Here is a 23,267-nt window from a genome sequence, read left to right as displayed (position 1 = left end):
ATTACCGGCTCAATAGCATTTTGTAATCCTTTAGGAGCAGAAGTAAGCCCCTGGCCGGATTTGTATTTTTAGCCATCCGGGTAAGGATCAGGAATAAAACGATGAGGGCCAGGAACATCTGTACCACATTCTTGGTGAGGGAGAAATCATACACTTTTACGGTTTCGTCTACGGAACCATCTTCTTTACAGGTATAATGTCGTGCCCTACCAGCTTGTAGCCTTCGTGGATCTCTTCGCCATGGTGGAATTTGGAGCTCATGAAAACACTAAGCCCTTTTGAGGAGAGTACAGGATCACCGGCAAAGGCAGGGTGGCATGGAAATCATGGCCGCCTTCGTGCTTGATGGTGAAAAAGTGAAATTCGTGTGCATCTGCAATGTGATCCAACATTTCCTTACCTGGGTCAAACTTGCCCTCTCCACCTTCTCCATCGTTGGCCTTGGCCGAACCGGATAAAAGCACTAAAAAAAGGCTGAAAACCGCTACTGATAAGGATTTGAAACGTTTGAAAGCCATACTGTTCCTGAAATTTGGCGCAAAGATAAGGAGGGGCTGTCAAAAACGATCGCCGTAATGAAGTATTTTGAAGATTCAGGCCAAGAAAGGAATCAGGACGAGGGTTTACGTTGTTTTTCCCGGATTTGCTTTATTTTCTCTAATTGGAGCACATCCAATTGATCTTTGGGCCGGTTAACTGCTTTTTTGTTGTCTATCAAGTGGTTAATATGGAGAAACGGAACTTGAACATCCCCAAGATCAGCAAAAGACGCTTTGGAAAGGCATTCCTCAAATGAATAATTTTCCAACCCCTTCATATAGGTCATGATGTCCAGTTCAATTCCACTTCCAACATAGAAATTGGTCCAGCCCGGAACAAACTGCATCATTTCCAGCGAGGAAAAATCACCATATCCCAGCTCCTTGAATGCATTGCGTAGGTTTTGCCGGTTTTCAACAGTATCCATCAACCACATATCGAGATCATCTGTTGCTCTGTCAAATCCATGAAACCTTGTAGCGAACCCTCCAACCATAATGTATTTTACCTGGTTGGCATTCAAACCTTTCCAGAATTGAAGCAATTCTTCATCCAACACATCCATGGCAAAAGAAGTATTTAATCTTTGTGGCTTAGCATTTTTGTATAAAGCATTCCTTCGCAGCATTTGCGTAAAGCTATGTAGCTTTTCCATATCTGTCATATTCATTATCCTCAATAACCGCGCCTCCTCCTGCTCCTCGGAATTGCCGTAAGGAGCAGGATCCTCCCGGGCAATATTTTCATTTTCTTGTTGTCCTGGCTGGTAGTCTTTCATACCTCTAAATTACTAAATTATTTATCTTTTTCCTATAAAATGCCTATTTCAGGAATTACACAACTCCTTGTTTTTCAAACTGCATCTGGTGTAGTTTATAGTAGAAGCCTTGGTTTTTCATGAGCTCCTCATGATTACCAATCTCTTTGATCTCGCCTTTATCCAATACAATGATCTTGCTGGCCTTACGGATGGTGGAGAGTCTGTGGGCAATAACGATAGAAGTGCGGCCCGCAATCAGTTTATCAATGGCATTTTGGATCAATACCTCGCTCTCCGTATCTACCGAAGAAGTGGCTTCGTCCAGGATCAATATAGAGGGATTGTATAAAAGCGCCCGGATAAAGGACAACAACTGCCGTTGACCCAATGAGAGGCTGCTTCCCCTTTCCATTACATTATAATCATATCCTCCGGGCAATTGCATGATAAAGTCATGCATGTCGATCATTTGGGCCGCGGCAATCACCTGCTCCCGGCTGATCGACGGGTTCCGCAAGGTGATATTTTCCAGGACAGAACCCGAAAACAAGAAAACATCCTGCAATACCACACCAATATTTTTACGCAAAGCTTCCAACTTGTAATCTTCAATCTTTACATCATCAATACTAAGTGTTCCTTTTTGGATATGGTAAAGCCTGTTCAGCAGGCTAATAATCGAAGTTTTGCCACTACCTGTATGCCCCACGATCGCAATCGTTTCACCTGGCATTGCAGTAAAGGAGATATCCTTTAGCACATAGCGATCTTCCACATAGGCAAACGACACATGATCAAATACGATCTTGCCTTTCATTTGCTGTGGCGCGTAACTGCCTTCTGTTTTTATATAATCATCATTGTCCAGTACTTTGAATACCCGCTCACTGGCCACCATACCCATCTGCAACACGTTGAACTTATCGGCAATTACCCGGAGTGGACGGAACAGCAGGTTAAGACAGAGGTAAAAAGAGATCATTTTACCAATCAGGCTTTGGGCTTCCTCTCCTTGCAGATTCAGCGCATGGATAGCAGCCCACCATACCATTAATCCTGTACCTACCGCCAGTACGATTTCTACCAGGGGGAAAAATACAGAATAGGCAAAGATGGCTTTGATATTGGCGTTGCGGTGTTCGCGGTTGATCTTTTGAACTTATTGAACTGCCGCTCCTCCGACGCAAAGGCCTGCACAATAGCCATTCCGGTAATATGCTCCTGAACAAAGGCATTCAAACTGGCTACGGCATTTCGTACCCGGATGAATGATTTGTTGACACTTTCTTTAAAATAGTAGGTAGCTATAATGAGAAAGGGGAAGGGCGCCAGGCTGATCAGTGTAAGCCGCCAGTCTACCCAGAACATAAATACCAGGATGGCAATAATGGACAATAGGTCAGCGATAATAGATATCAACCCTTCGGAAAAAATATCATTGATGGCTTCAATATCATTGATGGTGCGGGTGGTAAGCGTACCGATCGGAGTGGTATCGAACTGGGAGAGGTTTAACCCCAATACCTTTCTGTATACCTTTACCCGGAGGTCTTTTACGACCGTTTGCCCCAACCAGGATGTAAGAAAAGAAAAATAGAACCGGAACAGCACCTCCAACAACAATAAACCTACCTGGATGATGGTGATCCAAACTACTACATTCACTACATCCAACTTGGTAAGCAGTGTACCGGCTGCCCCCTTGGGCACATAGTTATTGATGGTAACCTGTATTAGCCAGGGGCGTATAGGTGAAAGTATGGCCAGCAGAATAGCCAATACCAAAGAAATATAGAATTTCTTTTTGTACGGCGCCGCAAACCGGAATACCCGGCGAAGCAAGCTAAAATCAAATATTCTTTTCGCTGAACCTTTTTCTGACATAATGGAAGCGGGCAAAGATAGACCAATTTCGGGTTCACTATAACCGGTTTCGGTTAGCACCAGTCACTGGAATTGTTAAATTATTATGACTGGTAGCCAGATCAATACAACCGGTATTCAAAATGATTTATTCACCCATTGCCTTGCGGTAGGCTTTAATGAAGATAGCGCCCAGGTTTTTATATGGAGGTATGTAATCGTCAAACTTTTCCTTGGCCCCTGCATCGTTCCTAAAACGCCCTCCCAGGTCCTTCCACATATTGATCCAGTCAATATTCTTACCGGCCACCAGGTTGGCATTAATAGCTTCAGAATGGGTTCATTAACCGTTTTAGTGCCCACCTGCTTTGAGGAGATGATATGTGCATCCCGGCAAATGGTCAACACTTCGTTCAGGTTATTATAACCACCGCAGGATCCCAGCACCACAATACGGGCCGAAGGGGCTAGTTTTTTGAGGGTATACGGCAAATGGTAACTATGTCCGCGGTGTACTACCACCGTTGGCTGCAGGTTCTTCTTTTCCAGGTACTCTATCAATTTTAACTGTGCTTTCTCATCCAGGTCTTCCTCTGGCTTATATAATGGCTTATTGGCATATATGTAAACCGGCTTTCCCCTGGCTGACCTGATGGTAACCCACTCGGGTTTATCTTCCACCTTCCATTCAGCCTTGTTACGGAACATGCCCATAAAATTGATGAAAGAGTTTTGCCCATCCTTATCTTCATCACCATAGAAAAATACCTGCTGTATTACTCTTCCGCTATCATCTGTCAGCGACTTGTAATCCTGCGCATAGATCGAAGGTATGCCCAGCATGGCCGATAGATCTGATTTACGGGACGTGTCAGCCGACTCAAACAATATTTTCAGCAAATTATAGATCACAATCCCCGCTTGTTATTATCCTGCACATTCTTGTCGTAATTCCACTTTACTTCGTTGAGGATAAAACCAGCTAATTCCTTATTCTTATCCATGATGCTGCTGTAGGAATCTGCCACATCTACCGCATCTTCCAGGTCATCACCCCGGTCATTTTTCTTCCTTTCCAGGCCAATTACAAATGCCTTCATCAGTGTTTCCGCTTCTTCCTTACCCATGGTACCCAGGAAATGGTTGAGGGTATTATACCCAGCCGCCATTTTAATGAATTTGCGGAAATAATCGCCATTCACACTCATCAGCAGGCTATCACCACGCGGGTTGGGCATTCGTTGAAATATACGTGGATATACGCCGCTAACATAGCTGGAGGTATAGATCTCGTCTTCGCTTAATACAACAACGTAGTACAATTCCTGGGGTGTAAGCTTATCCAGTGACCTGAACCGTACGCTGGGATCATTCACATCATGCAGGGCATTGATCTCACGTACAAAAAGCTGGCGGGCTTTACGCGCCATCATTTCTGTCAGTGCATTCAACTCTGTAGCGGTATCCCGTACAGGAGGCAACAGCCGTCCCGCATATTCAATACGCGTTTTCACCAAGAGCCTGAAATAACTGAAGTCATTGTCTTTTACACTATCAATTTCCTGGAGAGTGATCTTTCCACGAATCAGGTTATCCAGGAAGGGGAAATACAATTGCCCGTTGCGGCTGGTAGCCATACGGGATATCATTCGCACCAAGGTATCCGGGTGGCTGGCAATGCGGTTGGCAAGTGTTCCCCGGGCCTGGGCATAATCGTAAAACTTACGGATATCGCGATGGGCGGCTATTTTTAGTAAACTATCAGCAAAAGGTACCATAGGGGCCTTTCGGAGCTCTTGCAGAATTTCATCGGGGTGCAGGCCACAGTATTTCCGAATAAGGGCGATCCTGGCCGGCGCCATGCCCGGATTATCATTAGAAAAAGACAACCCATCTACAAGCATTTTACCTACTCCATAGTCGCTGGCTTCAATAATGGGCTCAATACTTTCTCCCTTTCTATCAAGGGCAATACATTCACGAAGGCCTTTGATGAGGGTAGGGGCCGAGGCAAAGGGGAAGTCTTTTGCCCCTGGTTGCAGACAATTGTTGTAGCGTGGATTCCACATTTCGGAGGTATTTGATCTTTCCCATGTTGGGAAGCAGGGAGTCACTTTCCAGTTCCTCCTGCAATTCGTCTACCTGGCGGCCGATAGCATCCGTTATTTGAGAGCTACCGTTTCATCGGGCACCGTTTTTGAAATGCCCGCAAATAACTTTATCTGCTGTTTATCAATGTTTTCATGCCATAATACTCGCTGCATAGCCACTTTGAACGGATAAGCGCTCGTTTGGCCATAGCCAGCATTGGCAATTAACAGTAAAATAGAACTTGCGAGTATAAGTGGTTTCATACAGTATTACAACTATCTGCATCAGTTACAAGAGCAAAAATACTACCAATTGGTTGTATAGAACGGAAAATCAACGCTTGCCGTATAACATCTGTTAACAATTTCATAATTGGAACAAGCCTTGTCACATGCAGTGGAAAATTAACTTTGCGTAAATTTATTGTTAACATGGATTCTAAAGGTAAGAAGATCCTGATAGCTGATGACGAGCCCGATATCCTGGAAATCATACAGTATAACCTCCAAAAAGAAGGCTATGACGTGGTGACGGCCAAGGATGGAGATGAGGCGCTTACCAAAGCCCGTTCTAACCAGCCCGACCTGATTGTGCTGGATATTATGATGCCCAAGAAGAACGGTGTAGAAGTTTGCGAGATCCTGCGCGCACAGCCCTCCTTCAAAGATACCCTGATCCTTTTCCTGACAGCCTTAAACGATGAGGGTTCGCATGTAAAGGACTGGAAACCGGAGCAGATGACTATATCAGCAAGCCGGTAAGCCCTAAAATACTGGTTAGCAGAGTCAATGCCCTGTTTCGTCGTACCTCGGCCAAGGAACCGGAAGGCGAGAAAGTGATCCGTATCGACAACCTGGAAATTGATCCGGTAAAGTTTGAGGCAAAGGTGGATGGTAAAGCCGTAGTATTGGCTAAAAAGGAATTTGAGCTACTGTACTTACTGGCTTCTAAACCAGGCCGGGTATTCCTGCGCAATGAGATCCTGAACCAGGTATGGGGCAATGATGTTATTGTAGGCGACCGTACCATCGATGTACATATCCGTAAAGTGCGTCAAAAACTGGGAATCGACTGCATTACCACCGTAAAAGGTGTTGGATATAAGTTTGATATATAAGTGCCTGCCGCAGTGGCAAATGGCTGAATTCAACCAAAACCGGGAGCTTCAAACTGCCCATTGAGTATATATTTCAATAACAAAGGTGGGATTGAATTAATTTCGTACCACATCAAAACCTGGTTTAAGCACAAGGGGCATGTTCTCCACTAAAAACCTTTCTCCGCGGCAGTTAGCCGCCTTCACGGCCGGTATTTTATCGGTTCCTATCGCTATTGGCATTTTTCTATTCACCCTCGACTGGCGGGTAGGTATCGGCTCCCTGGCACTTGTTTTTGCAGGCAGTTATGGCCTCATCATCTTTACCCTGGAAAAGTTCATTTACCGGAAGATCAAACTCATCTATAAACTCATCTATCAAACCAAGGCTACCAAAAAGAGGAAGTCTACTTTAAATACATCCTTCCCCAAAAAAGCATTGATGAAGTAAGGGAAGACGTGGAAGCCTGGGGCGAGCGGCGCAACAAGGAGATCGAAATGCTGCAGAAAAATGAGGCTTACCGCAAAGAGTTTCTCCAAAACCTGGCCCATGAGATCAAAACCCCCATATTCGCCATCCAGGGCTATGTAGATACGCTCCTGGGAGGAGCTATGGAAGAAGAGGTGATACGCAAGAAATTCCTGGAAAACACTTCCAAAAACGTTGACAGGCTTGTTAACCTGGTCAATGACCTGGATGAAATATCAAGACTTGAAAGTGGTGAACAATTATTATACAAACAGAATTTCATCATCCAGGACCTGATCCGCGAGATCTATGATTCCCTTTCCATCAAGATCCAGGAAAAGCATGTAAAGACCACCATTAAAAAGGATGTGAGGCACCAATCACTGTATTTGCCGATAAAGAAAAGATCAAGCAGGTACTGATCAACCTGGTAGAGAATGCTACCAAATACGGCAAACCCAATGGCACCATCGTAGCCAGTGTTTACAAAACCGATGACAAACACGTATTGATTGAAGTAGGAGACGACGGCATAGGCATAGAAGAAGAACACCTGAACCGCATTTTTGAACGCTTTTACCGTACCGATACAGCCCGCAGCCGCGACAAAGGCGGCACCGGCCTGGGGCTCGCCATCTGCAAGCATATTATTGAAGCACATGGTCAAAGCATACATGTACGCAGCACTCCCGATGTAGGAACCACCATTGGATTTTCACTGGAAGCCAAAAGAGAAAATGCTTAACCATTACCAGTTGACCGGTCATGCAATAATCTGCTGTTAGAAAAATAGGTCACCTTAATTCGTTACTCCATTGCGCGGTATCCCTCCTTTATAGTTTTTCAGCCGGTATACGACAAAGTGACGCACCGCCATGCCCTGCCTGTGTTGGTGAATGATCACAGGCGCATCCACTTGCTGGAAAGTTGCTGCAATAGAAGCGGGTAGCGGATCGAAGTAATTGGAAACGGTGATATAATAGGCGTCCTGCCCGGGAACGGGAGCCGGTCGAAATTCATTAAGCCAGGCATAATGGTGAATGCCACCATAAGAACCAATAGCCATGTTATGGATTCCGGTAGGGCGTGCCACATAATAATCCAGGTGGGCTGCTGGAAACCAATAATCCGATATAAGAAATGCTCCACTCTTCATCCTACCCATTGCACTATCCTGTTTATACAGCGCATTAAAATCGCTACCAAATTCCTTCCAGCCACTCATATCCAACAAAAGATCCCCTGCTCCTAAATGCTGTTCCTCCTTATTACCCATGCGTAGTGGTAACCAGTGAATGCCAACGATCAACAATGCCAGCAACAATACCGGCAATCCCATAGCCCACTTCGCTACACCGGGCATTAATACTCCTGGTAATTTACTTTGCACCTGCCTTGCCGTATACGCGGCCGCCAGGGGAATCAATGAAGTATAAGCTGGTCCGGTCCAGTGTGGCAGTGTATCTTTGAACAACGACATAAACCATACTACCCCTATTAAAGGAAAACTAACTACCAATAGCAGCTGTTGTTGACCTGGTTCGTTTAAGAGTTTTATTTTTCGCAGCGCGAACAACGCCAACACGATCAATACCACATTGACCGGGTTATTATAAAGAAACTCGCCAATAAGCTGCCTGAAAAATGTGTCCCACTGAATATGACTGAAAAACCAACCCGGTTACCATGATAATTCAACGTAACAAAATTATTATCGAGGTTCCATAAAAGATGGGCAGCATGATAGAGCAGGTAAGCAAAACACCCAGGTAAAGAAAAGGGGTTTTAAGTTGCTCCCGTTTATGCAATAGGATATATAAAAAAGCGCCAGCCCATATAAATACCCCATGCACCTTACTCATGATGCAAAGGCCAGCTACCACACCCAGCAATAAAAATCGACGGTTCCTACCTTGCCTGCTGCCACCACTCTTAAAAATGTTAATAAGCAGCAGCAATGCCCATAACCAGAACACCATTTGCGGTGCATCTGGCAAGATCATTAACCCAGCTAATATGCCGCCATAAATAGAAGCCGTAAAAAACAAGCCGCCAGCCAGCCCGTGTACTCATCCTTTACCCGCTTGCCAAGCTGGTATATTTGCCAGGTATTGATGGCTGCGCACACAATGGCCCCCAACCGTATAAATAACTCCTGTTGTACCAGCAGGTTGCCAGTAAAAAGGCGGATCAGCAAGGCGATCATAGGGGGATGATCAAAGTAATTCCATTGCAGGTGCAGCGCGTAGGTCCAATAATACACTTCATCATTCGACAATTCTATGCTGCCTGCCACCACCATGCGTATCAGGGAAGAAATAACGATAAGCCCTATAAGCGGTTTATGATAGTTCAAGTGCCGTAAAGTTAATTATGTATAACCAAAGGAGCCAGTGAAGGTTCTCCGCCAATCCTCCGTCCAAATATCCTCAATTCCGGCATCGCTATATAAACCCAGCCGGCACAGCCAACACCAATGATCGATCCAGCCAGCACATCCTCTAAAAAATGATGCCCCAGATAAATGCGGGAATAACCTACACTGATGGCCAGCAACAAGTAAAGCAATCCAGCCCACTTATTGCGACTGTGTAGTGCCAGGATAGTAGCCAGGGCAAAAGCGGTGGCCGTATGCCCCGAAGGAAAGCTGGACCAGCCACCACGCGTAATACCTTCAATAAAATGTTGATATTGCCCCGCTTGCAGGTATACTCTGGGGCGGGGCATATGACTAAACTGTTTGATCACCTGCGCCACTATACCCGAGCTAATAAATGCCGCCAGGATATGGATGCCTTGCAAATAACTGCGGCGGATGAGGAACCACCCCAAAAGCAGAAAGGCTACAACGCCATCACCCAGCAGGGTAAACCAGGTAAAAAAATTATCCAACCACCCGGCATGGAAAAATTTAGAACAATAAAACAGTCTGCCTTTGAATAAAAGCTGCAGGAGATAAATGTTATTAGCAAAAAGAGGGTAAAGGCAATAATATACTGCCTGCTACCACTAAGGGAGCGGATGATGGAGATCATGTTGGTTATAGGTTATACAAACCTAGCCAACAGATATAACCATTGTATTACCGGAATATTATAGAACTATGAAACTGTGATTAGTGAACATAATTTTACAGGAACGCTGTAGCTTCTTCTGCCAGACCGAAAGAAAGTGTCATGCCTGCACCACTCAGCCCATTCAATACATACACAGCTGGTTCTGGCGAAAAGAACAGATCGCTATCACCATTTGTAAGTTTGGGATAGATCCCATTCCAGGTTTCTATGATCCTGCTATCCTTAAACCGTGCAAAGGTTTGCAGGTAGTTTACAATCATGGTATTGATGAACTCCTTATCAAAGGGATCGTGCGTAGGCCCATATTCGTGTGAATCTCCTACCGTAAGCTCACCCCGTCCATTCTGCGACACCATCACATGGATACCCCAATCCAGGTAATTACCCATATCTTCTTCATATCGCTTTTTTAGAGCAGATAAAGAAGTAGCCGCTGTAAAGCCCTTATAATGGATCAAGGACAAGCCACCACACAAGGCGGGTCCAATTCGCCAATCATTGGGTTGTGCAGCAAATCGCATCATCTGCAACTTGCATTTGGTGAGGGGATAAGCGGAAAAGGCTTCCGGATAAAGCGTTTCAAAATCGGCGCCGCTACAAATAAAGATCACATCTCCTTCATATTCTTCCTCATTCCCGATATAAACGGTATTTTCAGAAATATAGCTTACACATCTGCCCCAAAAGAATTCCACCCCATACTTTTCCTGGAGGTAGCCAGGTACGGCCCCAATAGCTTCTCGAGGATCAACGATCAATTCCTCTGCATTATAAAGCCCGCCCAACAAGTTTTGCTCCACAGCAGCACCGGATCTATCGGCCACGTCTTTGGCTGTCAGCAATTCTACAGGCCTTTCCTGCCTGAAGAGTTCATACAATTCCTGCAATACCTGCCATTCGTCCTGGTGATAAGCCAGGTGTAAACTACCCGGTGTGTCATACCAGAATGCACCTGCGTCTCCCATCTCCTTCCATACCTCACGGCTGCGGAGGGCACGGTCATACAATTTACCGGACTGCCCAATGGGCCAAATCATTCAAAATTGCGGATGGAAGCGCCAACAGCTTTGTGCGTACGCTCAAATACTTTCACGGTATATCCCTTAATAGCAAGCGCACGGGCTGTGGCAAGCCCCACAATACCGGCACCAATTACAATAGCTGAAGGTTTTGACATTAAACAGGTTTTAACGATTCAAATTTTCGATTGAAATAAAGTAACGAAAATATAGTTCCCCCTATTCCAATTACCGAAAATATTACTACACCGGCAGGATAGAACTGAGACCAGGTTAAATTTATTTGAAATATTTCTTTAGAAAGCATGACCACTGTACTTCCCAGGTAGCCGTACGCATCTACCAGGTAAATGAGGAACCCTACATTCCCTACGATCTTGAATGATGCGATCAGCCGCTCAAAAAGATACAATTAAATGGTATGTACCCCATATAAAGTCCAAGCCCTACCAACTGCATCCATAGCGCTCCTTGCATTAAACCTGCCAGGAACAGCGCCGATGAAATACCCGCCAGCACAAAACCTGCCAGTACCATGACATGCACCAGCCGGAACGCACGTATATTTTTACGGATCCCAACCAGCAAACTGATCATTACCAGGATAACAATGGAAGTGATGGTTTCCGTTTTTGTAAAGATCTCGGGCTTTTTCCATATCCCAACTCCATCCACAGGTTCCCCATAAAGTTATCCCGCACATCCCGCATAATGGTGAGAAACAGATAGATAACAATTATGGCAATGGTACCCGCTCCGAAATTACGGAGGAATCGGAGTCGTTGCTCCTTGGTCATAGGCAAGCGTACCGTCCGCTCCTCAATATCTTCTGCATCCGGGGCAGGAATACGCTCCAGCAGGTACATGAAAATAATTAAAGGCACTACAAAAAGCAGACCAGTCACAAAAGCCAGCCATTGTTCTGGCACCCCAGCCATCTTTCAGCCACATTGCAACCGAACGAGTAAAGCCTCCGGCAAAAATAAAACTCACCGCCATGGCAGAACCTATGAAATCAGTGATTTTCCGGCCTTCTACATAACTGAAGATAATGCCCCACATAAACCCCAACATAAAACCGTTTCCAAACATACAGAGCATCCCCCAGGGCGCTGGCACGATGCCAAATAGGAGCAAACATAACCAGGCACTACCTACCAGAATGGCACTGGTTTTCCAGCGCCCCAACCGTTTGAGTTCTGCTATAAACTTAATTCCATAAAATTTACTGAACATATAACCCAATCCCTGGCTTATAATAAGCAGTACCTGGTATTTAATGCCCCAAAAACTAAGCCCTTCAAAAGTGGCTACGGTAAAAGGCTTGCGGTAAGCATACACGGAGGCATAAGTAAGAAAAGCTACCACAGCAGTATACAAAGCTGTTAATACCTGTTTTTGGAAAGCGAAGAAGAAGTAGCAGTAATAGTAGACAATTGGTTATTGTATTAGAGGTGGAAATTCGGCGAGACTGTCAATGATCCTATCAGGGTGATACTGTTCCAGCAGACTACGTGAATAAGCTCCCGTAGTTACACTCACCACCAGGCCACAACCCACGTTCCTGCCTTCTTCTACATCCACTTCCGTATCTCCTACTTTTGCTACCTGCTTGGGATCGGTAATCCCCAACTGCTTCATAATGGCATGTATCATATAGGGGTGCGGCCTGCCTTCGGGCACTTCATCGCTGGTGATCACCATATCTATCACATCATTTTTATCCCATTGCAGTCGTTTCAAGATCGCATCCGTAATAGGCCGCGTAAAACCAGTATTTAACGCAATCCTGATGCCTCGTTGTTTTAACCAGCCAAACGTTTCTTCTACATGCGGCAAAGGAGCAAGCATTTCATCCTGCTCATAAAAGCTGACCATATTATGCGTAAATACTGTATGGATCTTTTCAATCAGCGCCTCTATATATTCCTTCTGTTCAAGATAAAACTTATCAAGCAAAATACGAATTGCTTCTTTTTTACGAAGCCCCATTACCTTATTTACTTCTTCTCTGGGCACCTCTACCCCAAATAGAGCTGCAGCCGCTATGAAAGCATCGGCCACACTACCTTTATCACGCACCGTAGTGCCTGCAATATCAAATACAACCAGTTGAATAGACATTAGGTACGTTCTTTTACTATTATGATTATTGTCTTTCCTTAACTTTTTGGCTGCTCTCCCTATTAACCTATTGACTTATGGCCTACTAACTATTGCCTGCCAAATGACGCACGATCATACCATGATACTTCTCCAGATCAGGCACGGACTGTCCCTCTATCTTGGCTTCTTCATCCCAAAGCCGCATATTAATGATCAGGTTAAATAACGGATATTGCTCAAAAGCCAGCGCTTCCTCATCATTCATGCGCCCACCCTGGTATTCCAGGGTTTTCTTGCTGGCTTCCGATAACTGTTCATAATAGGCAGGCGATTTCCAGGTAAGGTATCGTTTAGCTTCCACATGCGCTTCTACCAGGCGGATAAGACGTTTGGAAAAACCCTTTTCCGCCAAAAAAGCACCGCCCACCTCTTCATGATCTTTGATGCCATATCCATCCATCTCATTATCTCCTTCTGCCGAAACACAGATATGGCCAATATCGTGGAGAAAAGCAGCCAGAATCACTTCTTCCTCATGCCCCTGTTGCTCCGCCAATTGCGCAGCCTGCACCATATGCTCCAACTGAGTCACTTTTTCACCTGCATATTCCGCACCGCCATGATGCTGGTACAACCCAATAATTTCGGTAGCAATAGCCTGAGCCTGTTCATTATTCATAAAGATTATTTTGAATACACAGTATTAATAGGATCTGCCACAGGGTGATTAGCAGTAAAATTCAATCCCAATAACCGCGCAATGGTAGCCGCAATTTGCTTTTGATACAATTGTCCTGGCGTCTTTACCTCTCCGGTCGCCTTGGTGTCGGGCCCTAATACTGCCAGCCAGATCTCATGCGCGTCTTCGATCTTACGGCCATGATGCTTCCAATTCGATTTTTCCTTGTCGCCCCGCCCATGATCTACCGTCACCAACAAAGTGGTTTTGCCATTATATTCCGGCATCGACTGCACCGTATTCCAGATATCCCGGATCATAGCATCTTCGGCATGTGCACTGCCCAGGTATTGATCGTACAACCCTGCATGTGCAAAATCGTCCGTTTCATCAAAAGCAATATACAGCACTTTTGGCTTGTACACCTTCAGATATTCCCGGGCGGCCATATAAGTAATGATATCCGGACGAACCCCAATTGGCTTCGTCGTCAGGAACTGCATATCATTCAGTAATTGAAGCCCGGGGCCTTAAAGGAGATCGTATCAATATCGGCATTTACATATACTCCACTACGCGATTCATTCAGGATATAAGGGAAAACATCCCAGGTCGAAAAAGCGGCCACCTTACCCGTATACCCCTTTTGCCGGTTAATAAACTCCAACACATTCTCGTGTTTGTTCAGGATCTTATCATTTGAATTAACTGCCGAGTCTGGATAACCCGTGAATATTTCATTGTATCCCGGATAAGAAAACCAATGGGGATTGGCATTGTCTACCTTATTATCAAACTGACGGTTGCCATATAACTGTCCTTCCTTTGCCACCGTTGTCCATAGGAAAGGGAACAGTTTTTCCTCCTTTCTGTTAAATCCTCTGCCCAGAATTTAGCTTTAATACCCTCTTGATCCTTATTGAAACTACTGTCGTTCATCAATACAGCATCAACTCCTTTATAAACCTCCTGCCAGCGCATACCATCCAGCGTAACGATAATAAGGTTCTCCGTTTTATGATGTTGGGCCATCACTGTTACAACAACCATAGTTGCTGCAACCAATAAAAGTATTTGCTTCATGATCTTGAATGAGTGGTTGGGTGAAAAAAGGGCGAAACTTAGAAAAGCTTCGCCGTCAACATTAAGAAACTGCTACGATTGCTTATAATTTGAAGAAGATTACTTCTAATAAGTACAGAGGAATCCGGGTGGTGATCTATTCACTAAATGGCTAAGATCAAAAACCGGGTTCGAAGCTAACAAAGAACTTTAATGCACATCACATTCCTATGATTAAGGAATTATTATTTAATCAGCCACATATCCCCGTTAATATCATCTGTTGCACTGCCAAACTGCGCTTTCACCGCTTTCTCCCAATTACCTGCATTCGTTGTACGTTCTAATGAGGGATACTGGAATCGCTTGGGAATACGACTGCTATTACCCGTACCGGTGCCGGTCAGGAAAGTTGGCTGTCCTGTTCTACGATAATTGAAATAAGCTTCCCATCCTGAATTCTGGAAGAATGCCAGGTATTTTGCAACAAGATCTGTTGAAGTCCTGTCGCATTATTACCACTATATTTCACAGCACCTTGCTGATAATAAACATTTTCAAAATCAAAGGGGATAGGGTAAGTAACAGCATTGGTGGCGCCATAAGGATATACCTTATTAAATATTCCTGCTCCATCCACCGGGATACCATAAAAACCAAGCGAAGCCTTGATCCCTTTCTTATACCAGTCTTCAGCATTACCAGTAACCCAGCCCCTATTGATTGCTTCAGCAATATTGAAACACATTTCGGTATAGCCTACCTGAATACCAGGCTCTGCATTATAATTGGCATAATAACGGCTGCGGCTGCGAACCGAATACTCAGCCGTGTCTGCTCTTGACATTTTGGAAGACATAGCGGCCAAATCTTCCCCGAAGAAGCTCCTACGTACGCTGTAATATCAGCAGGCGTCTTTTTATCTACCGTCAGGCTTTTAGTAGCAGGCTCGGCAGTTATAAACGCTCTTGGATCTTTCAATGATACCAGGTTATTCAAATAAGTAGCTGACATATTATACCGGGTAGCATCAAACCCCAGGTTATCAGGATTACTCGGATACTTATTGAAGTTGGAATAAATATACTGCAGGTTATCATTGCTATTGCGAAACAATGGATATTTAGCACCATCACCCAGGATGGCAGTAAACGTTTGTGCAATCTTTAGATCTCCGTCACCAGCCTTTTTGCTCAAGGCTATTAACACTCTCAGGCGAAAGGCATTGATGGTCCGCTGCCAGGCCGATTTGTTGGTAAAATATATGTCGCCATCAATTTTCCCATCTCCCGACTTTGCGATCAGGGCCGCCATTTCAGTATTCGCCTCATCCAGCCATTTAAGTATCTGCAGAAATACTTCTTTCTGCGTATCATAGGTTGGCTCTGGCAGAGCCAATCCCTTCAAGGCGTCTTTCAAAGGAAGATCACCTACCAGGTTCGTCATACGATAAAAAAAGAAAGCCCGGAAAAACTTACCCAATATAGAATACCCATTTTGTTCTGGCTCGCCCACTCGCTTTGCCTCCTCTTCCATTTTCACCACATTTGTCAGCGTTAAATAATTCAATCCCGCGCCTGTCCAGTCATACCGCTGATCCCCATAATAATTATAATTACAGTTGTCAAACTGGCCCCACCGCGTAACCAGGCTCCAGGGTTTATCGCCATTAATATCCGAGAGAACACCTGTCAGTATCAGGTTAGGAGATACCGTAGTGGGCTTATTCGGATTATCCAGGTACTCATCGTACTTCTTTTGGCAGCTACTGCCCACCAAAGCCATTATAGAAATAATTATTATTGAATGCAGGAATTTCATAACTGATAATTTGCTGTTTGTTGATTAAAACACAATATTGATGTTCACGCCATAACGCTTGGTAGTAGGAGTTTGCAGATTGGAACTTCCCTGGCTGCCAGCATACTGATCAATATCCAAATCCTTATACTTTGAAAAATACAGCAGGTTACGACCTACCAACGAAATACTGGCCTGCTTCATAAAGCTCTTGACCAAGATGGTCTGTGGCACATTATAAGTAAGGGTCACTTCCCGTAATTTGGCAAATGTCTTTTCGATCAAATTAGCTTCGTTGGTATTGTAGTAGAAGCTGATATAATCCTGAAGGTAAGTAGGCGTAGTATTGGCAGCATATTGCAGCTTGCCATAATTGGTCACATTGCCCAGGTTATCGAATTCAATAGCAGTATTATTACTGATCACCACACCTTCTCCTACCCATGATTTTACCCCTTTATAATCCTGCAAACGTGCCTCGCCCATTTTGCCCTGTACCGTGTTGATGTGACGGCCACCACGGTAAGTTTGTTGTTGGATATAGTTGACCATCTTGCCACCTACACGTCCATCAAACTGGAAACCTAGCCTGAAATTCTTATAACTTACATTATTAATAAAACTCCATACCCAATCCGGATTGGTATACCCCTGTACCTGTGAAACCGGATTGCGGATAGGCCGCCCACCAGCATCATTGATGATCTTGCCATCAGGCGTTTTAACAAAGGCTGAACCCGTAAATTTATCTACCCGGTCACCTATTTTATTATAAATATCAAGCTGAGTCAGATCGCCATAAAACTTAGTATATACCTCTTTAAATGTCGACCAGTTTACCATCGTAGTCCAGGTAAATCCACTGCGCGTACTTACCGGCGTGGCATTCAGTGTTACTTCCCAGCCCGTTTTTCCGTGGTGATACCATTTTGCAAGGCACCTATGTAACCAGTTGTTTGCGACAGGGGCGAAACAAAGATCTTTGGACCATCCTTAGCTGTAAAGTAAGTCACATCCACACCGATCTTATTGTTCAGGAAGCGAAGATCGGCTCCTACCTCATACACCGTACTGGACAAAGGCTTAATATTCAGATTGTTCAATTGTTGGGAATAATACGCACCCGTTTGATTATTGTATACCGGAGGCGTAGTATAAGCAATAGAATTTTGATAAGAAGGTCCATCATAACTTGAATAATACTCTGTGCCATATCCCAGCGGATAGCTGGCCTGTGGTGTAGCACCAATCGTAGCCTGCGTTAAGCCTCCTTTTACATTCGCATAAGAACCACGAACCTTCAGGAAAGAAATAGCTTCTGGCAATTGCAAATAATCACTCACTACCGTACTTAAAGAAGCAGAGGGATAGAAATACACATTGTTACCAGAAGGCAAAGTAGACAACTTATCAAAACGACCTGTTAAAGAGATATTGGCATATTTGCTCAATGAAACGTCAAGATATCCATAACCGCTTAAGGTCATCAAATTGGCAACGTAGCTCGAAGCCCGCAAAGGATTGCGTGTATTGTTGAAATTGTACCAACCGGGTACGTTCAGATAATCTGTAGTTACAAAGCTCGAATTGTACCGGAAGCTACGGATATTACCACCTATCGAACCTTTCACATCAATATCGCCCTTAAAGCGGTTGGCATAGGTAGCCAGGAAATCAGTGTTGTTTTCAAACAAAGTACGTTTGTCTTCCCGGTAATCACCACGACCTTCTTCACGTCCATAAGGATGGGCGGAGAAAGGCATTTTTTCATTCCTGAACAAGTCGTAAGTGGTAACTTGTGTGCGTGCCATCAACTCCACATTCCGTACCGGATCATAGGTAAGTTTGGCATATCCGTTCACATCTGTTTTGTAATGCCCGCGCAACCATTCTTTCACCATGAACCAGGGGTTATGGTAACGTTGATATTCCGCATAAATACTTTGCACACCCTCTTTACCCGGCTGCCAGTAATTACGCATCTGGTCTATATCCCAATCCGCGCCAGCCCAAATAACTACATTATAGATCATACTATTGGGGCCATAGTTTACATCAGGAAAATTGGGTGTATACTGACGGTTGTAATTGAGGTACCCCTCCATACGGACCTTATCAGAAAACTTGTACCCCGCCGAAATATTGAAGTTGGTGATATTGATCTTCATATTGGGCACAATTCCTTTCTGGTATGTATGTGACAGCGAAAAGCGCAAATCATATTTATCACCCCTTGAAGACATCGAAATATTATTAGTTGACAGGAGCCCTGTTTGCAAAAAACGCTTCAGGTTATCCTTACCACGTGCAACCCAGGAAGTACCCTGCCTTACACCCGTTACCGGATCAACCGGGCTATCATATTGAGGGATAAACTGCCCTTCAAACCTAGGTCCCCATACGTCATAGTCGCCATCGTTCGTACCACCACCTTTACCATCTTTAAAAGCATATTTACCATGGTCGCCAGCGCCATACTCGTCCTGCACCTTAGGGATCGCATTAAAACCCTTCTCCATCAAGGTGCTTGAATTAAATTCAATGGAGAATCCCCGCTTATCACGGGTACCTCTCTTAGTGGTGATCATGATTGCGCCAGATTGCCCCGTGAGCCATACAGCGCAGAAGCAGTGGCGCCTTTTAATACAGTATAAGATTCAATATCATCTGGACTGATATTCCAGGTATCGGAGTTAATAGGCACCCCATCTACTACAAACAGGCTGATGCCTTGTCCACGCAATACCAATTGTGGTCCCGCCAGCATTTCGGCAGAAGCGCCTACCGTTAAACCAGCAACTTTACCTACCAGCGAATTGATAGGGTTCGGCTCACGCGCCTTCACCAGGTCCTCCCCCTTCACTTCCTGCACAGCATAACCCAATTTTTCTTTTCTTTCTTAATACCCAATGCAGTAACTACCACTTCGTTCAATGCACGGGCATCCTGCTCCAGCCCTACGTCCAATTTACTACCCCGCACTACTACCTCTTTGGGCAAAAACCCTACGCCACTGAATACCAGTACATCGCCATCCTTGGCTTCAATAACAAATACGCCATCTGCTGAAGTAGCTGTACCCGTTGCAGTTCCTTTAATTACAACCGATACACCCGATGCAGGCGACTGGTCTTTAGTAATGATAACTTTTCCGGAAACCGGCTTTTGTGCGAGAGATAGCAATGGTATGGCAAATAATAGGCACGCCAGTACCACCCTTGTAATAAGGTAGCATTTACTCATAAACAGATTTTTTAAATGGAAGGAGTGATATTAAAATTGTAGTGCAAAAGTAGAAGCCTGGTGTAAAGGAATCGTTATGCAGAGTTTAACAAAGCATTAAATGTTTATAAATACTAAACTGGAGTTAAGTATTTATAAAAACGAAGTAGGTGCGCTTGAGCCGATGAAAATCACCAACTTAAAACAGATATGCGATCAGGATGGCAGCTTCGCCATCACCAATATTCGGAGTTTGTGCCGGGCGCGTCCGTCAAAGAACAACGTATCGCCGGCATTCAGGATGAATTTTTCCTTCTCTATCTGGTATTCAATACTTCCTTTTAATATATGCTTACATTCAAAAGCATCCGTTTGTATCATTTGTTTACGCGTTGCTCCCTTTTTTGAGCTCCAGTACCGCCATATCAATAGCCTGTGCAACAATGCTTTTGGTAAGGATGCGCTTATAGGAAAATCCCTTTACCGGTTCCTTTTCAAAAGGCTTTTCATCCCCCTTTCGTACAATTAAAACATGTCCATTGGTAAAATGCTCATGCATATCCTCAAAAAAGCTCTTCAGGTCATCCCCCAATGAATGTATAAGATTAAATAATACGGGCAGGGAAGGAACCGTACGGTTATTCTCAATCTGGGATATCAGTCCCTTGGTAACGCCGGCCCTATTGGCCAGATCTTCCAACGTAATATTCTTTTGCGTCCGTTTAGACTTCAGTTTTTCGCCTATCAGTAATATAAGATCTTCCTGCATGATGATGGGATACGTTAAGTGCAATTTAATATTTATTAAAAATAGAATCTCGTAGAATATATCATCCCCGTTTCCAATTAAACTGTAGTTAAAATAGCGTAATCGCTTAATACACTGTTCATATTTGCAAAACAATTACTTAACATCCGCTTAAGATAGAGGTAATATTAGCATTGGAAATTTGCAAAACCCAAACTCCATGGAAAAACGTCCAGTAGACGTAGTGGTTATTTCCGATGTTCACCTGGGAACTTATGGCTGCCATGCCCGGGAACTGGTAGCATACCTGAAAAGTATCGCACCCAATATTCTTATCCTTAATGGTGACATCATCGACGGATGGCAGTTTTCCAAACGCTACTTCCCCTCCTCCCACATGGCCGTTATCAAAGAAGTGTTGAACCTGATGACCAAGGGCACCAGGGTATTTTACATCACCGGCAACCATGACGAGCTACTGAGACGATATGCAGATTTTCAATTGAGCAATTTTACCCTTACCGATAAGCTGGTATTGGAGATCGATAATAAAATGACCTGGATATTCCATGGCGACGTATTTGATAATACAACTAAAGGGGGAGCCAAGATCCTGGCCAAACTGGGTAGCAACGGATATGGCATGCTCATCCTCTTTAACCGGTTTGTAAACTTTATCCTGAAATCCTTCGGACGTGAAAAATTGTCCATCTCCAAAAAGGTAATGGCTGGGGTAAACAAAATGGCCAAAATTGATGCTTTTGAAATGATCGCGGCAGAGTTGGCCATTGAGAAAAAATACGATTACGTCATCTGTGGCCATATCCACCAGCCCCAGAAAAGAGTGGTCGAGAACCAGGAGGGAAAAGTAACCTACCTCAATTCAGGTGATTGGGTAGAGCACCTCACAGCACTGGAATACAGCCATAACGAATGGAAGATATTTGAGTACAATGAAAAAGATTTCCAGCATGTGCCAGCAACCGACATGAGCCGGAAAGTGAATGTAGTGACTGATGAGATCAATTTCTACATCAATTCACTCGCCATATAAAAGTAGTATACATTTATTCATTATATAGTAAAAGAAACAGGGGACTCAAACAAACACATGAAAATACTTTATGCTTTACAGGCTACAGGTAACGGACACATCAGCCGGGCCATGGAATTATTACCCTTTATACAAAAGTTCGGAACAGTAGACCTTTTCCTTAGCGGAGCCAATAGTACCCTGCCCCTTGATGCACCTGTTAAATACCGCAGTAACGGCCTTAGCTTGTTCTATACCTGCAAAGGCTCCCTGGATTATTGGAAACTTACACGCAGCATTTCTCCCTTGCGCATCATGAAGGAAGCCAGGGACCTGCCCGTAGAAAAATATGACCTGGTCTTAAATGACTTTGAATGCATTACTTCCATTGCCTGCGCCCGTAAAAGGTGCCCTCCGTCAACTTTGGACATCAGGCCAGCTTCTTGTCCGATAAAACGCCACGCCCTGAAAAGCCCAATAAAGTGGGTGAATGGATCCTCCAGAACTATGCCCGCGCTACACAATATGTAGGATTACATTTTGAATCCTACGATGATTTCATCTTTTCTCCCGTTATTAAAACCGAGATCCTGCAGGCAGAGGCTCGCAACGACGGACATATAACCGTTTACCTGCCTTCTTATTGCGACAATGAATTATTGGCTTTACTGGCGCCCTTCAAAGATCATCGCTTTGAAGTTTTCTCCCGCCAAACCAAGGAAAGAAAGACCTTTGGCCATATTACCCTTCTGCCGGTTGGCAAGGATTTATTCAACCAAAGCCTCATCAGTTGCCATGGCATCATCTGCGGCGCAGGATTTGAAACACCTGCCGAAGCTATTCACCTCAAGAAAAAAATGATTGCCATCCCCATCAAAGGTCAATACGAACAAATGTGCAATGCGGCAGCCCTAAAAAGATAGGCATAAAAACATTGGATAAACTGGACGATGACTTCCCGGATATATTCAATAACTGGGTGAACGATCCCAATACCCCAACCATCTCCTACCAGTACTCTACCGAGGCCATTATTAATATCCTCATGTTTCGCTGCTCTAACCTGAAACACCAACTCGATATTCCTTATCCCGAGCTGATCTTTAATTAAACCGCCCATTCTTTCTATATATATAAAGTCGTACAATTTTTGATAATTGTACGACTACACTTTACCTTTTTGATCCCATGACACTTTTTTTAGTGGCGATACTGTGCCAGCGCCGTGTCTCTTTTCTCCGTAGAGTCTTTTTCTTTTTGTCCTTTTTCTTCTTGGTCGTGTCCTGAAATTAGCGGTGTAACTTTCGTCACTTGGTGGCATTACCCGATTGCCAGTACCCAATGCACTTAGTGAAGTAGCCGTAAACAGAACGGCCACTACGATCAATAGTGTTTTCATAGATTAATTTTTAAAAATAAACAATAGCGTAAGAATATCAAGCACTGTATCAGATATTGTTATAAGAAATTATGCTGCCTTGAGAAAGTAGAAGTAGCTGTAAGAGTGGGTATGATTAACAGCACACAAGGGGATCACCAAAATTATGCCCAGCGGTATAAAATAAAAGAGCCGTCACGATAGAAATCGAACGGCGTCAGTCACATGAGAGAATTCCTCTCACTTATAAAAAGTTGTATTATTCAATTCAGGCTGTAAAGGTACGTACCTATATGATTATGAATGCATAAACAGCCAATTATT

General features: G+C 44.2%; 32 protein-coding genes and 3 pseudogenes. 9 read left to right on the top strand and 26 right to left on the bottom strand.

Annotation, left to right across the window (positions count from 1 at the left end):
* Window position 1 precedes the first annotated feature (1 nt).
* The 7 genes from RS881_RS05690 to RS881_RS05660 form a co-directional block, all read right to left on the bottom strand.
* Window positions 2-154 carry a hypothetical protein gene (locus RS881_RS05690; RefSeq protein ID WP_315820184.1) on the bottom strand — a complete coding sequence of 51 codons (153 nt, stop codon included), beginning with the start codon at window positions 152-154 and terminating at the stop codon, window positions 2-4.
* A 103-nt stretch (window positions 155-257) separates the two neighbouring features.
* The gene (locus tag RS881_RS05685; protein ID WP_315820183.1) at window positions 258-518 is read right to left on the bottom strand and encodes a hypothetical protein; all 261 of its coding nucleotides are present in this window, start codon (window positions 516-518) and stop codon (window positions 258-260) included.
* Window positions 519-610: 92 nt separating this feature from the next.
* On the bottom strand, window positions 611-1,318 hold the full coding sequence (locus RS881_RS05680) for a hypothetical protein (RefSeq protein ID WP_315820182.1): 708 nt from the start codon (window positions 1,316-1,318) through the stop codon (window positions 611-613).
* Between the two features lie 55 nt (window positions 1,319-1,373).
* Window positions 1,374-2,351 (bottom strand): ABC transporter ATP-binding protein, encoded by a 978-nt coding sequence (locus tag RS881_RS05675; protein ID WP_315820181.1) that lies wholly within the window; start codon window positions 2,349-2,351, stop codon window positions 1,374-1,376.
* Between the two features lie 29 nt (window positions 2,352-2,380).
* Window positions 2,381-3,244, bottom strand: a complete 864-nt coding sequence (locus tag RS881_RS05670; RefSeq protein ID WP_315820180.1) for an ABC transporter ATP-binding protein — start codon at window positions 3,242-3,244, stop codon at window positions 2,381-2,383.
* 57 nt (window positions 3,245-3,301) lie between these two features.
* On the bottom strand, window positions 3,302-4,075 hold the full coding sequence (locus RS881_RS05665) for a hypothetical protein (protein WP_315820179.1): 774 nt from the start codon (window positions 4,073-4,075) through the stop codon (window positions 3,302-3,304).
* Window positions 4,072-5,232 carry a hypothetical protein gene (locus RS881_RS05660; protein ID WP_315820178.1) on the bottom strand — a complete coding sequence of 387 codons (1,161 nt, stop codon included), beginning with the start codon at window positions 5,230-5,232 and terminating at the stop codon, window positions 4,072-4,074. Before RS881_RS05660 ends, RS881_RS05665 begins: the two co-directional genes overlap by 4 nt.
* 453 nt (window positions 5,233-5,685) lie before the next feature.
* Between RS881_RS05660 and RS881_RS05655 the strand changes: the two genes are divergently transcribed.
* The 5 genes from RS881_RS05655 (at window position 5,686) to RS881_RS05635 (ending at window position 7,564) form a co-directional block, all read left to right on the top strand.
* Window positions 5,686-6,015 (top strand): response regulator, encoded by a 330-nt coding sequence (locus RS881_RS05655; RefSeq protein ID WP_315820177.1) that lies wholly within the window; start codon window positions 5,686-5,688, stop codon window positions 6,013-6,015.
* A 74-nt stretch (window positions 6,016-6,089) separates the two neighbouring features.
* Entirely contained in the window at window positions 6,090-6,371 is a 282-nt protein-coding gene (locus RS881_RS05650) for a winged helix-turn-helix domain-containing protein (RefSeq protein WP_315820176.1), read from the top strand.
* Between the two features lie 139 nt (window positions 6,372-6,510).
* A complete protein-coding gene (locus RS881_RS05645) occupies window positions 6,511-6,801 on the top strand; it encodes a hypothetical protein (protein WP_315820175.1) in 291 nt (96 codons plus the stop codon).
* A gap of 8 nt (window positions 6,802-6,809) precedes the next feature.
* Window positions 6,810-7,241 (top strand): histidine kinase dimerization/phospho-acceptor domain-containing protein, encoded by a 432-nt coding sequence (locus RS881_RS05640; RefSeq protein ID WP_315820174.1) that lies wholly within the window; start codon window positions 6,810-6,812, stop codon window positions 7,239-7,241.
* Complete coding sequence (locus RS881_RS05635) at window positions 7,199-7,564, top strand: sensor histidine kinase (RefSeq protein ID WP_315824367.1); 366 nt, start codon at window positions 7,199-7,201, stop codon at window positions 7,562-7,564. The genes RS881_RS05640 and RS881_RS05635 overlap by 43 nt, the downstream gene beginning before the upstream one ends.
* 54 nt (window positions 7,565-7,618) lie before the next feature.
* Here the strand turns inward: RS881_RS05635 and RS881_RS05630 are convergent, their stop codons facing one another.
* The 19 genes and pseudogenes from RS881_RS05630 to RS881_RS05540 form a co-directional block, all read right to left on the bottom strand.
* On the bottom strand, window positions 7,619-8,416 hold the full coding sequence (locus RS881_RS05630; RefSeq protein ID WP_315820173.1) for a hypothetical protein: 798 nt from the start codon (window positions 8,414-8,416) through the stop codon (window positions 7,619-7,621).
* Between the two features lie 97 nt (window positions 8,417-8,513).
* Window positions 8,514-9,025, bottom strand: a pseudogene (locus RS881_RS59075) (ArnT family glycosyltransferase).
* A gap of 161 nt (window positions 9,026-9,186) precedes the next feature.
* Entirely contained in the window at window positions 9,187-9,711 is a 525-nt protein-coding gene (locus RS881_RS05620) for a phosphatase PAP2 family protein (RefSeq protein WP_315820171.1), read from the bottom strand.
* 238 nt (window positions 9,712-9,949) lie between these two features.
* Window positions 9,950-10,933 (bottom strand): TIGR03364 family FAD-dependent oxidoreductase, encoded by a 984-nt coding sequence (locus RS881_RS05615; protein WP_315820170.1) that lies wholly within the window; start codon window positions 10,931-10,933, stop codon window positions 9,950-9,952.
* Window positions 10,930-11,073, bottom strand: coding sequence for an FAD-dependent oxidoreductase (locus RS881_RS05610; protein ID WP_315820169.1), 144 nt, complete (start codon window positions 11,071-11,073; stop codon window positions 10,930-10,932). The genes RS881_RS05615 and RS881_RS05610 overlap by 4 nt, the downstream gene beginning before the upstream one ends.
* Window positions 11,073-12,256: pseudogene (locus RS881_RS05605) on the bottom strand (DUF5690 family protein). The gene RS881_RS05610 and the pseudogene RS881_RS05605 overlap by 1 nt, the downstream one beginning before the upstream one ends.
* Before the next feature lie 99 nt (window positions 12,257-12,355).
* Window positions 12,356-13,039, bottom strand: a complete 684-nt coding sequence (locus tag RS881_RS05600) for an HAD-IA family hydrolase (RefSeq protein WP_315820168.1) — start codon at window positions 13,037-13,039, stop codon at window positions 12,356-12,358.
* Between the two features lie 85 nt (window positions 13,040-13,124).
* Complete coding sequence (locus tag RS881_RS05595; protein ID WP_315820167.1) at window positions 13,125-13,700, bottom strand: HD domain-containing protein; 576 nt, start codon at window positions 13,698-13,700, stop codon at window positions 13,125-13,127.
* A 5-nt stretch (window positions 13,701-13,705) separates the two neighbouring features.
* Entirely contained in the window at window positions 13,706-14,203 is a 498-nt protein-coding gene (locus tag RS881_RS05590; protein WP_315820166.1) for a hypothetical protein, read from the bottom strand.
* Window positions 14,204-14,208: 5 nt separating this feature from the next.
* Window positions 14,209-14,532: a hypothetical protein gene (locus tag RS881_RS05585; RefSeq protein WP_315820165.1), complete on the bottom strand. Its 324-nt coding sequence runs from the start codon at window positions 14,530-14,532 to the stop codon at window positions 14,209-14,211.
* Window positions 14,481-14,783, bottom strand: a complete 303-nt coding sequence (locus RS881_RS05580; RefSeq protein WP_315820164.1) for a hypothetical protein — start codon at window positions 14,781-14,783, stop codon at window positions 14,481-14,483. Before RS881_RS05580 ends, RS881_RS05585 begins: the two co-directional genes overlap by 52 nt.
* A gap of 224 nt (window positions 14,784-15,007) precedes the next feature.
* Window positions 15,008-15,609: pseudogene (locus RS881_RS59070) on the bottom strand (SusD/RagB family nutrient-binding outer membrane lipoprotein).
* Window positions 15,522-16,583, bottom strand: a complete 1,062-nt coding sequence (locus RS881_RS05570) for a SusD/RagB family nutrient-binding outer membrane lipoprotein (RefSeq protein ID WP_315820162.1) — start codon at window positions 16,581-16,583, stop codon at window positions 15,522-15,524. Before RS881_RS05570 ends, RS881_RS59070 begins: the two are co-directional and overlap by 88 nt.
* Window positions 16,584-16,607: 24 nt before the next feature.
* Window positions 16,608-17,405 (bottom strand): hypothetical protein, encoded by a 798-nt coding sequence (locus RS881_RS05565; protein ID WP_315820161.1) that lies wholly within the window; start codon window positions 17,403-17,405, stop codon window positions 16,608-16,610.
* Between the two features lie 50 nt (window positions 17,406-17,455).
* Complete coding sequence (locus RS881_RS05560; RefSeq protein WP_315820160.1) at window positions 17,456-19,150, bottom strand: SusC/RagA family TonB-linked outer membrane protein; 1,695 nt, start codon at window positions 19,148-19,150, stop codon at window positions 17,456-17,458.
* Entirely contained in the window at window positions 19,147-19,434 is a 288-nt protein-coding gene (locus RS881_RS05555; protein WP_315820159.1) for a TonB-dependent receptor plug domain-containing protein, read from the bottom strand. The genes RS881_RS05560 and RS881_RS05555 overlap by 4 nt, the downstream gene beginning before the upstream one ends.
* Entirely contained in the window at window positions 19,422-19,805 is a 384-nt protein-coding gene (locus tag RS881_RS05550; protein WP_315820158.1) for a carboxypeptidase-like regulatory domain-containing protein, read from the bottom strand. The genes RS881_RS05555 and RS881_RS05550 overlap by 13 nt, the downstream gene beginning before the upstream one ends.
* Window positions 19,806-20,000: 195 nt before the next feature.
* Window positions 20,001-20,165: a cupin domain-containing protein gene (locus RS881_RS05545; protein WP_315820157.1), complete on the bottom strand. Its 165-nt coding sequence runs from the start codon at window positions 20,163-20,165 to the stop codon at window positions 20,001-20,003.
* Window positions 20,166-20,169: 4 nt separating this feature from the next.
* On the bottom strand, window positions 20,170-20,577 hold the full coding sequence (locus RS881_RS05540; protein WP_315820156.1) for a helix-turn-helix domain-containing protein: 408 nt from the start codon (window positions 20,575-20,577) through the stop codon (window positions 20,170-20,172).
* Between the two features lie 175 nt (window positions 20,578-20,752).
* Here RS881_RS05540 and RS881_RS05535 point away from each other — a divergent pair, with 175 nt between their 5' ends.
* The 4 genes from RS881_RS05535 to RS881_RS05520 all read left to right on the top strand — a co-directional run bounded on the left by RS881_RS05535 (window position 20,753) and on the right by RS881_RS05520 (window position 22,676).
* Window positions 20,753-21,586 carry a UDP-2,3-diacylglucosamine diphosphatase gene (locus RS881_RS05535; protein ID WP_315820155.1) on the top strand — a complete coding sequence of 278 codons (834 nt, stop codon included), beginning with the start codon at window positions 20,753-20,755 and terminating at the stop codon, window positions 21,584-21,586.
* Between the two features lie 111 nt (window positions 21,587-21,697).
* Window positions 21,698-22,096 (top strand): hypothetical protein, encoded by a 399-nt coding sequence (locus tag RS881_RS05530; RefSeq protein WP_315820154.1) that lies wholly within the window; start codon window positions 21,698-21,700, stop codon window positions 22,094-22,096.
* Complete coding sequence (locus tag RS881_RS05525; protein ID WP_315820153.1) at window positions 22,048-22,488, top strand: glycosyltransferase family protein; 441 nt, start codon at window positions 22,048-22,050, stop codon at window positions 22,486-22,488. Before RS881_RS05530 ends, RS881_RS05525 begins: the two co-directional genes overlap by 49 nt.
* A gap of 11 nt (window positions 22,489-22,499) precedes the next feature.
* Window positions 22,500-22,676 carry a hypothetical protein gene (locus RS881_RS05520; RefSeq protein WP_315820152.1) on the top strand — a complete coding sequence of 59 codons (177 nt, stop codon included), beginning with the start codon at window positions 22,500-22,502 and terminating at the stop codon, window positions 22,674-22,676.
* Window positions 22,677-23,267 lie beyond the last annotated feature (591 nt).

Origin of the sequence: Paraflavitalea speifideaquila, assembly GCF_032395985.1 — a bacterium.
Lineage (GTDB): Bacteria > Bacteroidota > Bacteroidia > Chitinophagales > Chitinophagaceae > Paraflavitalea > Paraflavitalea speifideaquila.
This window is presented reverse-complemented; position numbering and strand designations above follow the sequence as displayed.

Coding starts and splice junctions, on each gene's coding strand:
- RS881_RS05660 (WP_315820178.1), bottom strand. CDS start 5,232: ATGTGGAATCCACGCTACAACAATTGTCTGCAACCAGGGGCAAAAGAC.
- RS881_RS05610 (WP_315820169.1), bottom strand. CDS start 11,073: ATGTCAAAACCTTCAGCTATTGTAATTGGTGCCGGTATTGTGGGGCTT.
- RS881_RS05655 (WP_315820177.1), top strand. CDS start 5,686: ATGGATTCTAAAGGTAAGAAGATCCTGATAGCTGATGACGAGCCCGAT.
- RS881_RS05590 (WP_315820166.1), bottom strand. CDS start 14,203: ATGCAGTTCCTGACGACGAAGCCAATTGGGGTTCGTCCGGATATCATT.
- RS881_RS05570 (WP_315820162.1), bottom strand. CDS start 16,583: ATGAAATTCCTGCATTCAATAATAATTATTTCTATAATGGCTTTGGTG.
- RS881_RS05685 (WP_315820183.1), bottom strand. CDS start 518: ATGGCTTTCAAACGTTTCAAATCCTTATCAGTAGCGGTTTTCAGCCTT.
- RS881_RS05545 (WP_315820157.1), bottom strand. CDS start 20,165: ATGATACAAACGGATGCTTTTGAATGTAAGCATATATTAAAAGGAAGT.
- RS881_RS05615 (WP_315820170.1), bottom strand. CDS start 10,933: ATGATTTGGCCCATTGGGCAGTCCGGTAAATTGTATGACCGTGCCCTC.
- RS881_RS05595 (WP_315820167.1), bottom strand. CDS start 13,700: ATGAATAATGAACAGGCTCAGGCTATTGCTACCGAAATTATTGGGTTG.
- RS881_RS05680 (WP_315820182.1), bottom strand. CDS start 1,318: ATGAAAGACTACCAGCCAGGACAACAAGAAAATGAAAATATTGCCCGG.
- RS881_RS05645 (WP_315820175.1), top strand. CDS start 6,511: ATGTTCTCCACTAAAAACCTTTCTCCGCGGCAGTTAGCCGCCTTCACG.
- RS881_RS05535 (WP_315820155.1), top strand. CDS start 20,753: ATGGAAAAACGTCCAGTAGACGTAGTGGTTATTTCCGATGTTCACCTG.
- RS881_RS05675 (WP_315820181.1), bottom strand. CDS start 2,351: ATGGTATGGTGGGCTGCTATCCATGCGCTGAATCTGCAAGGAGAGGAA.
- RS881_RS05550 (WP_315820158.1), bottom strand. CDS start 19,805: ATGAGTAAATGCTACCTTATTACAAGGGTGGTACTGGCGTGCCTATTA.
- RS881_RS05565 (WP_315820161.1), bottom strand. CDS start 17,405: ATGGTAAACTGGTCGACATTTAAAGAGGTATATACTAAGTTTTATGGC.
- RS881_RS05560 (WP_315820160.1), bottom strand. CDS start 19,150: ATGATCACCACTAAGAGAGGTACCCGTGATAAGCGGGGATTCTCCATT.
- RS881_RS05530 (WP_315820154.1), top strand. CDS start 21,698: ATGGAATTATTACCCTTTATACAAAAGTTCGGAACAGTAGACCTTTTC.
- RS881_RS05600 (WP_315820168.1), bottom strand. CDS start 13,039: ATGTCTATTCAACTGGTTGTATTTGATATTGCAGGCACTACGGTGCGT.
- RS881_RS05580 (WP_315820164.1), bottom strand. CDS start 14,783: ATGAAGCAAATACTTTTATTGGTTGCAGCAACTATGGTTGTTGTAACA.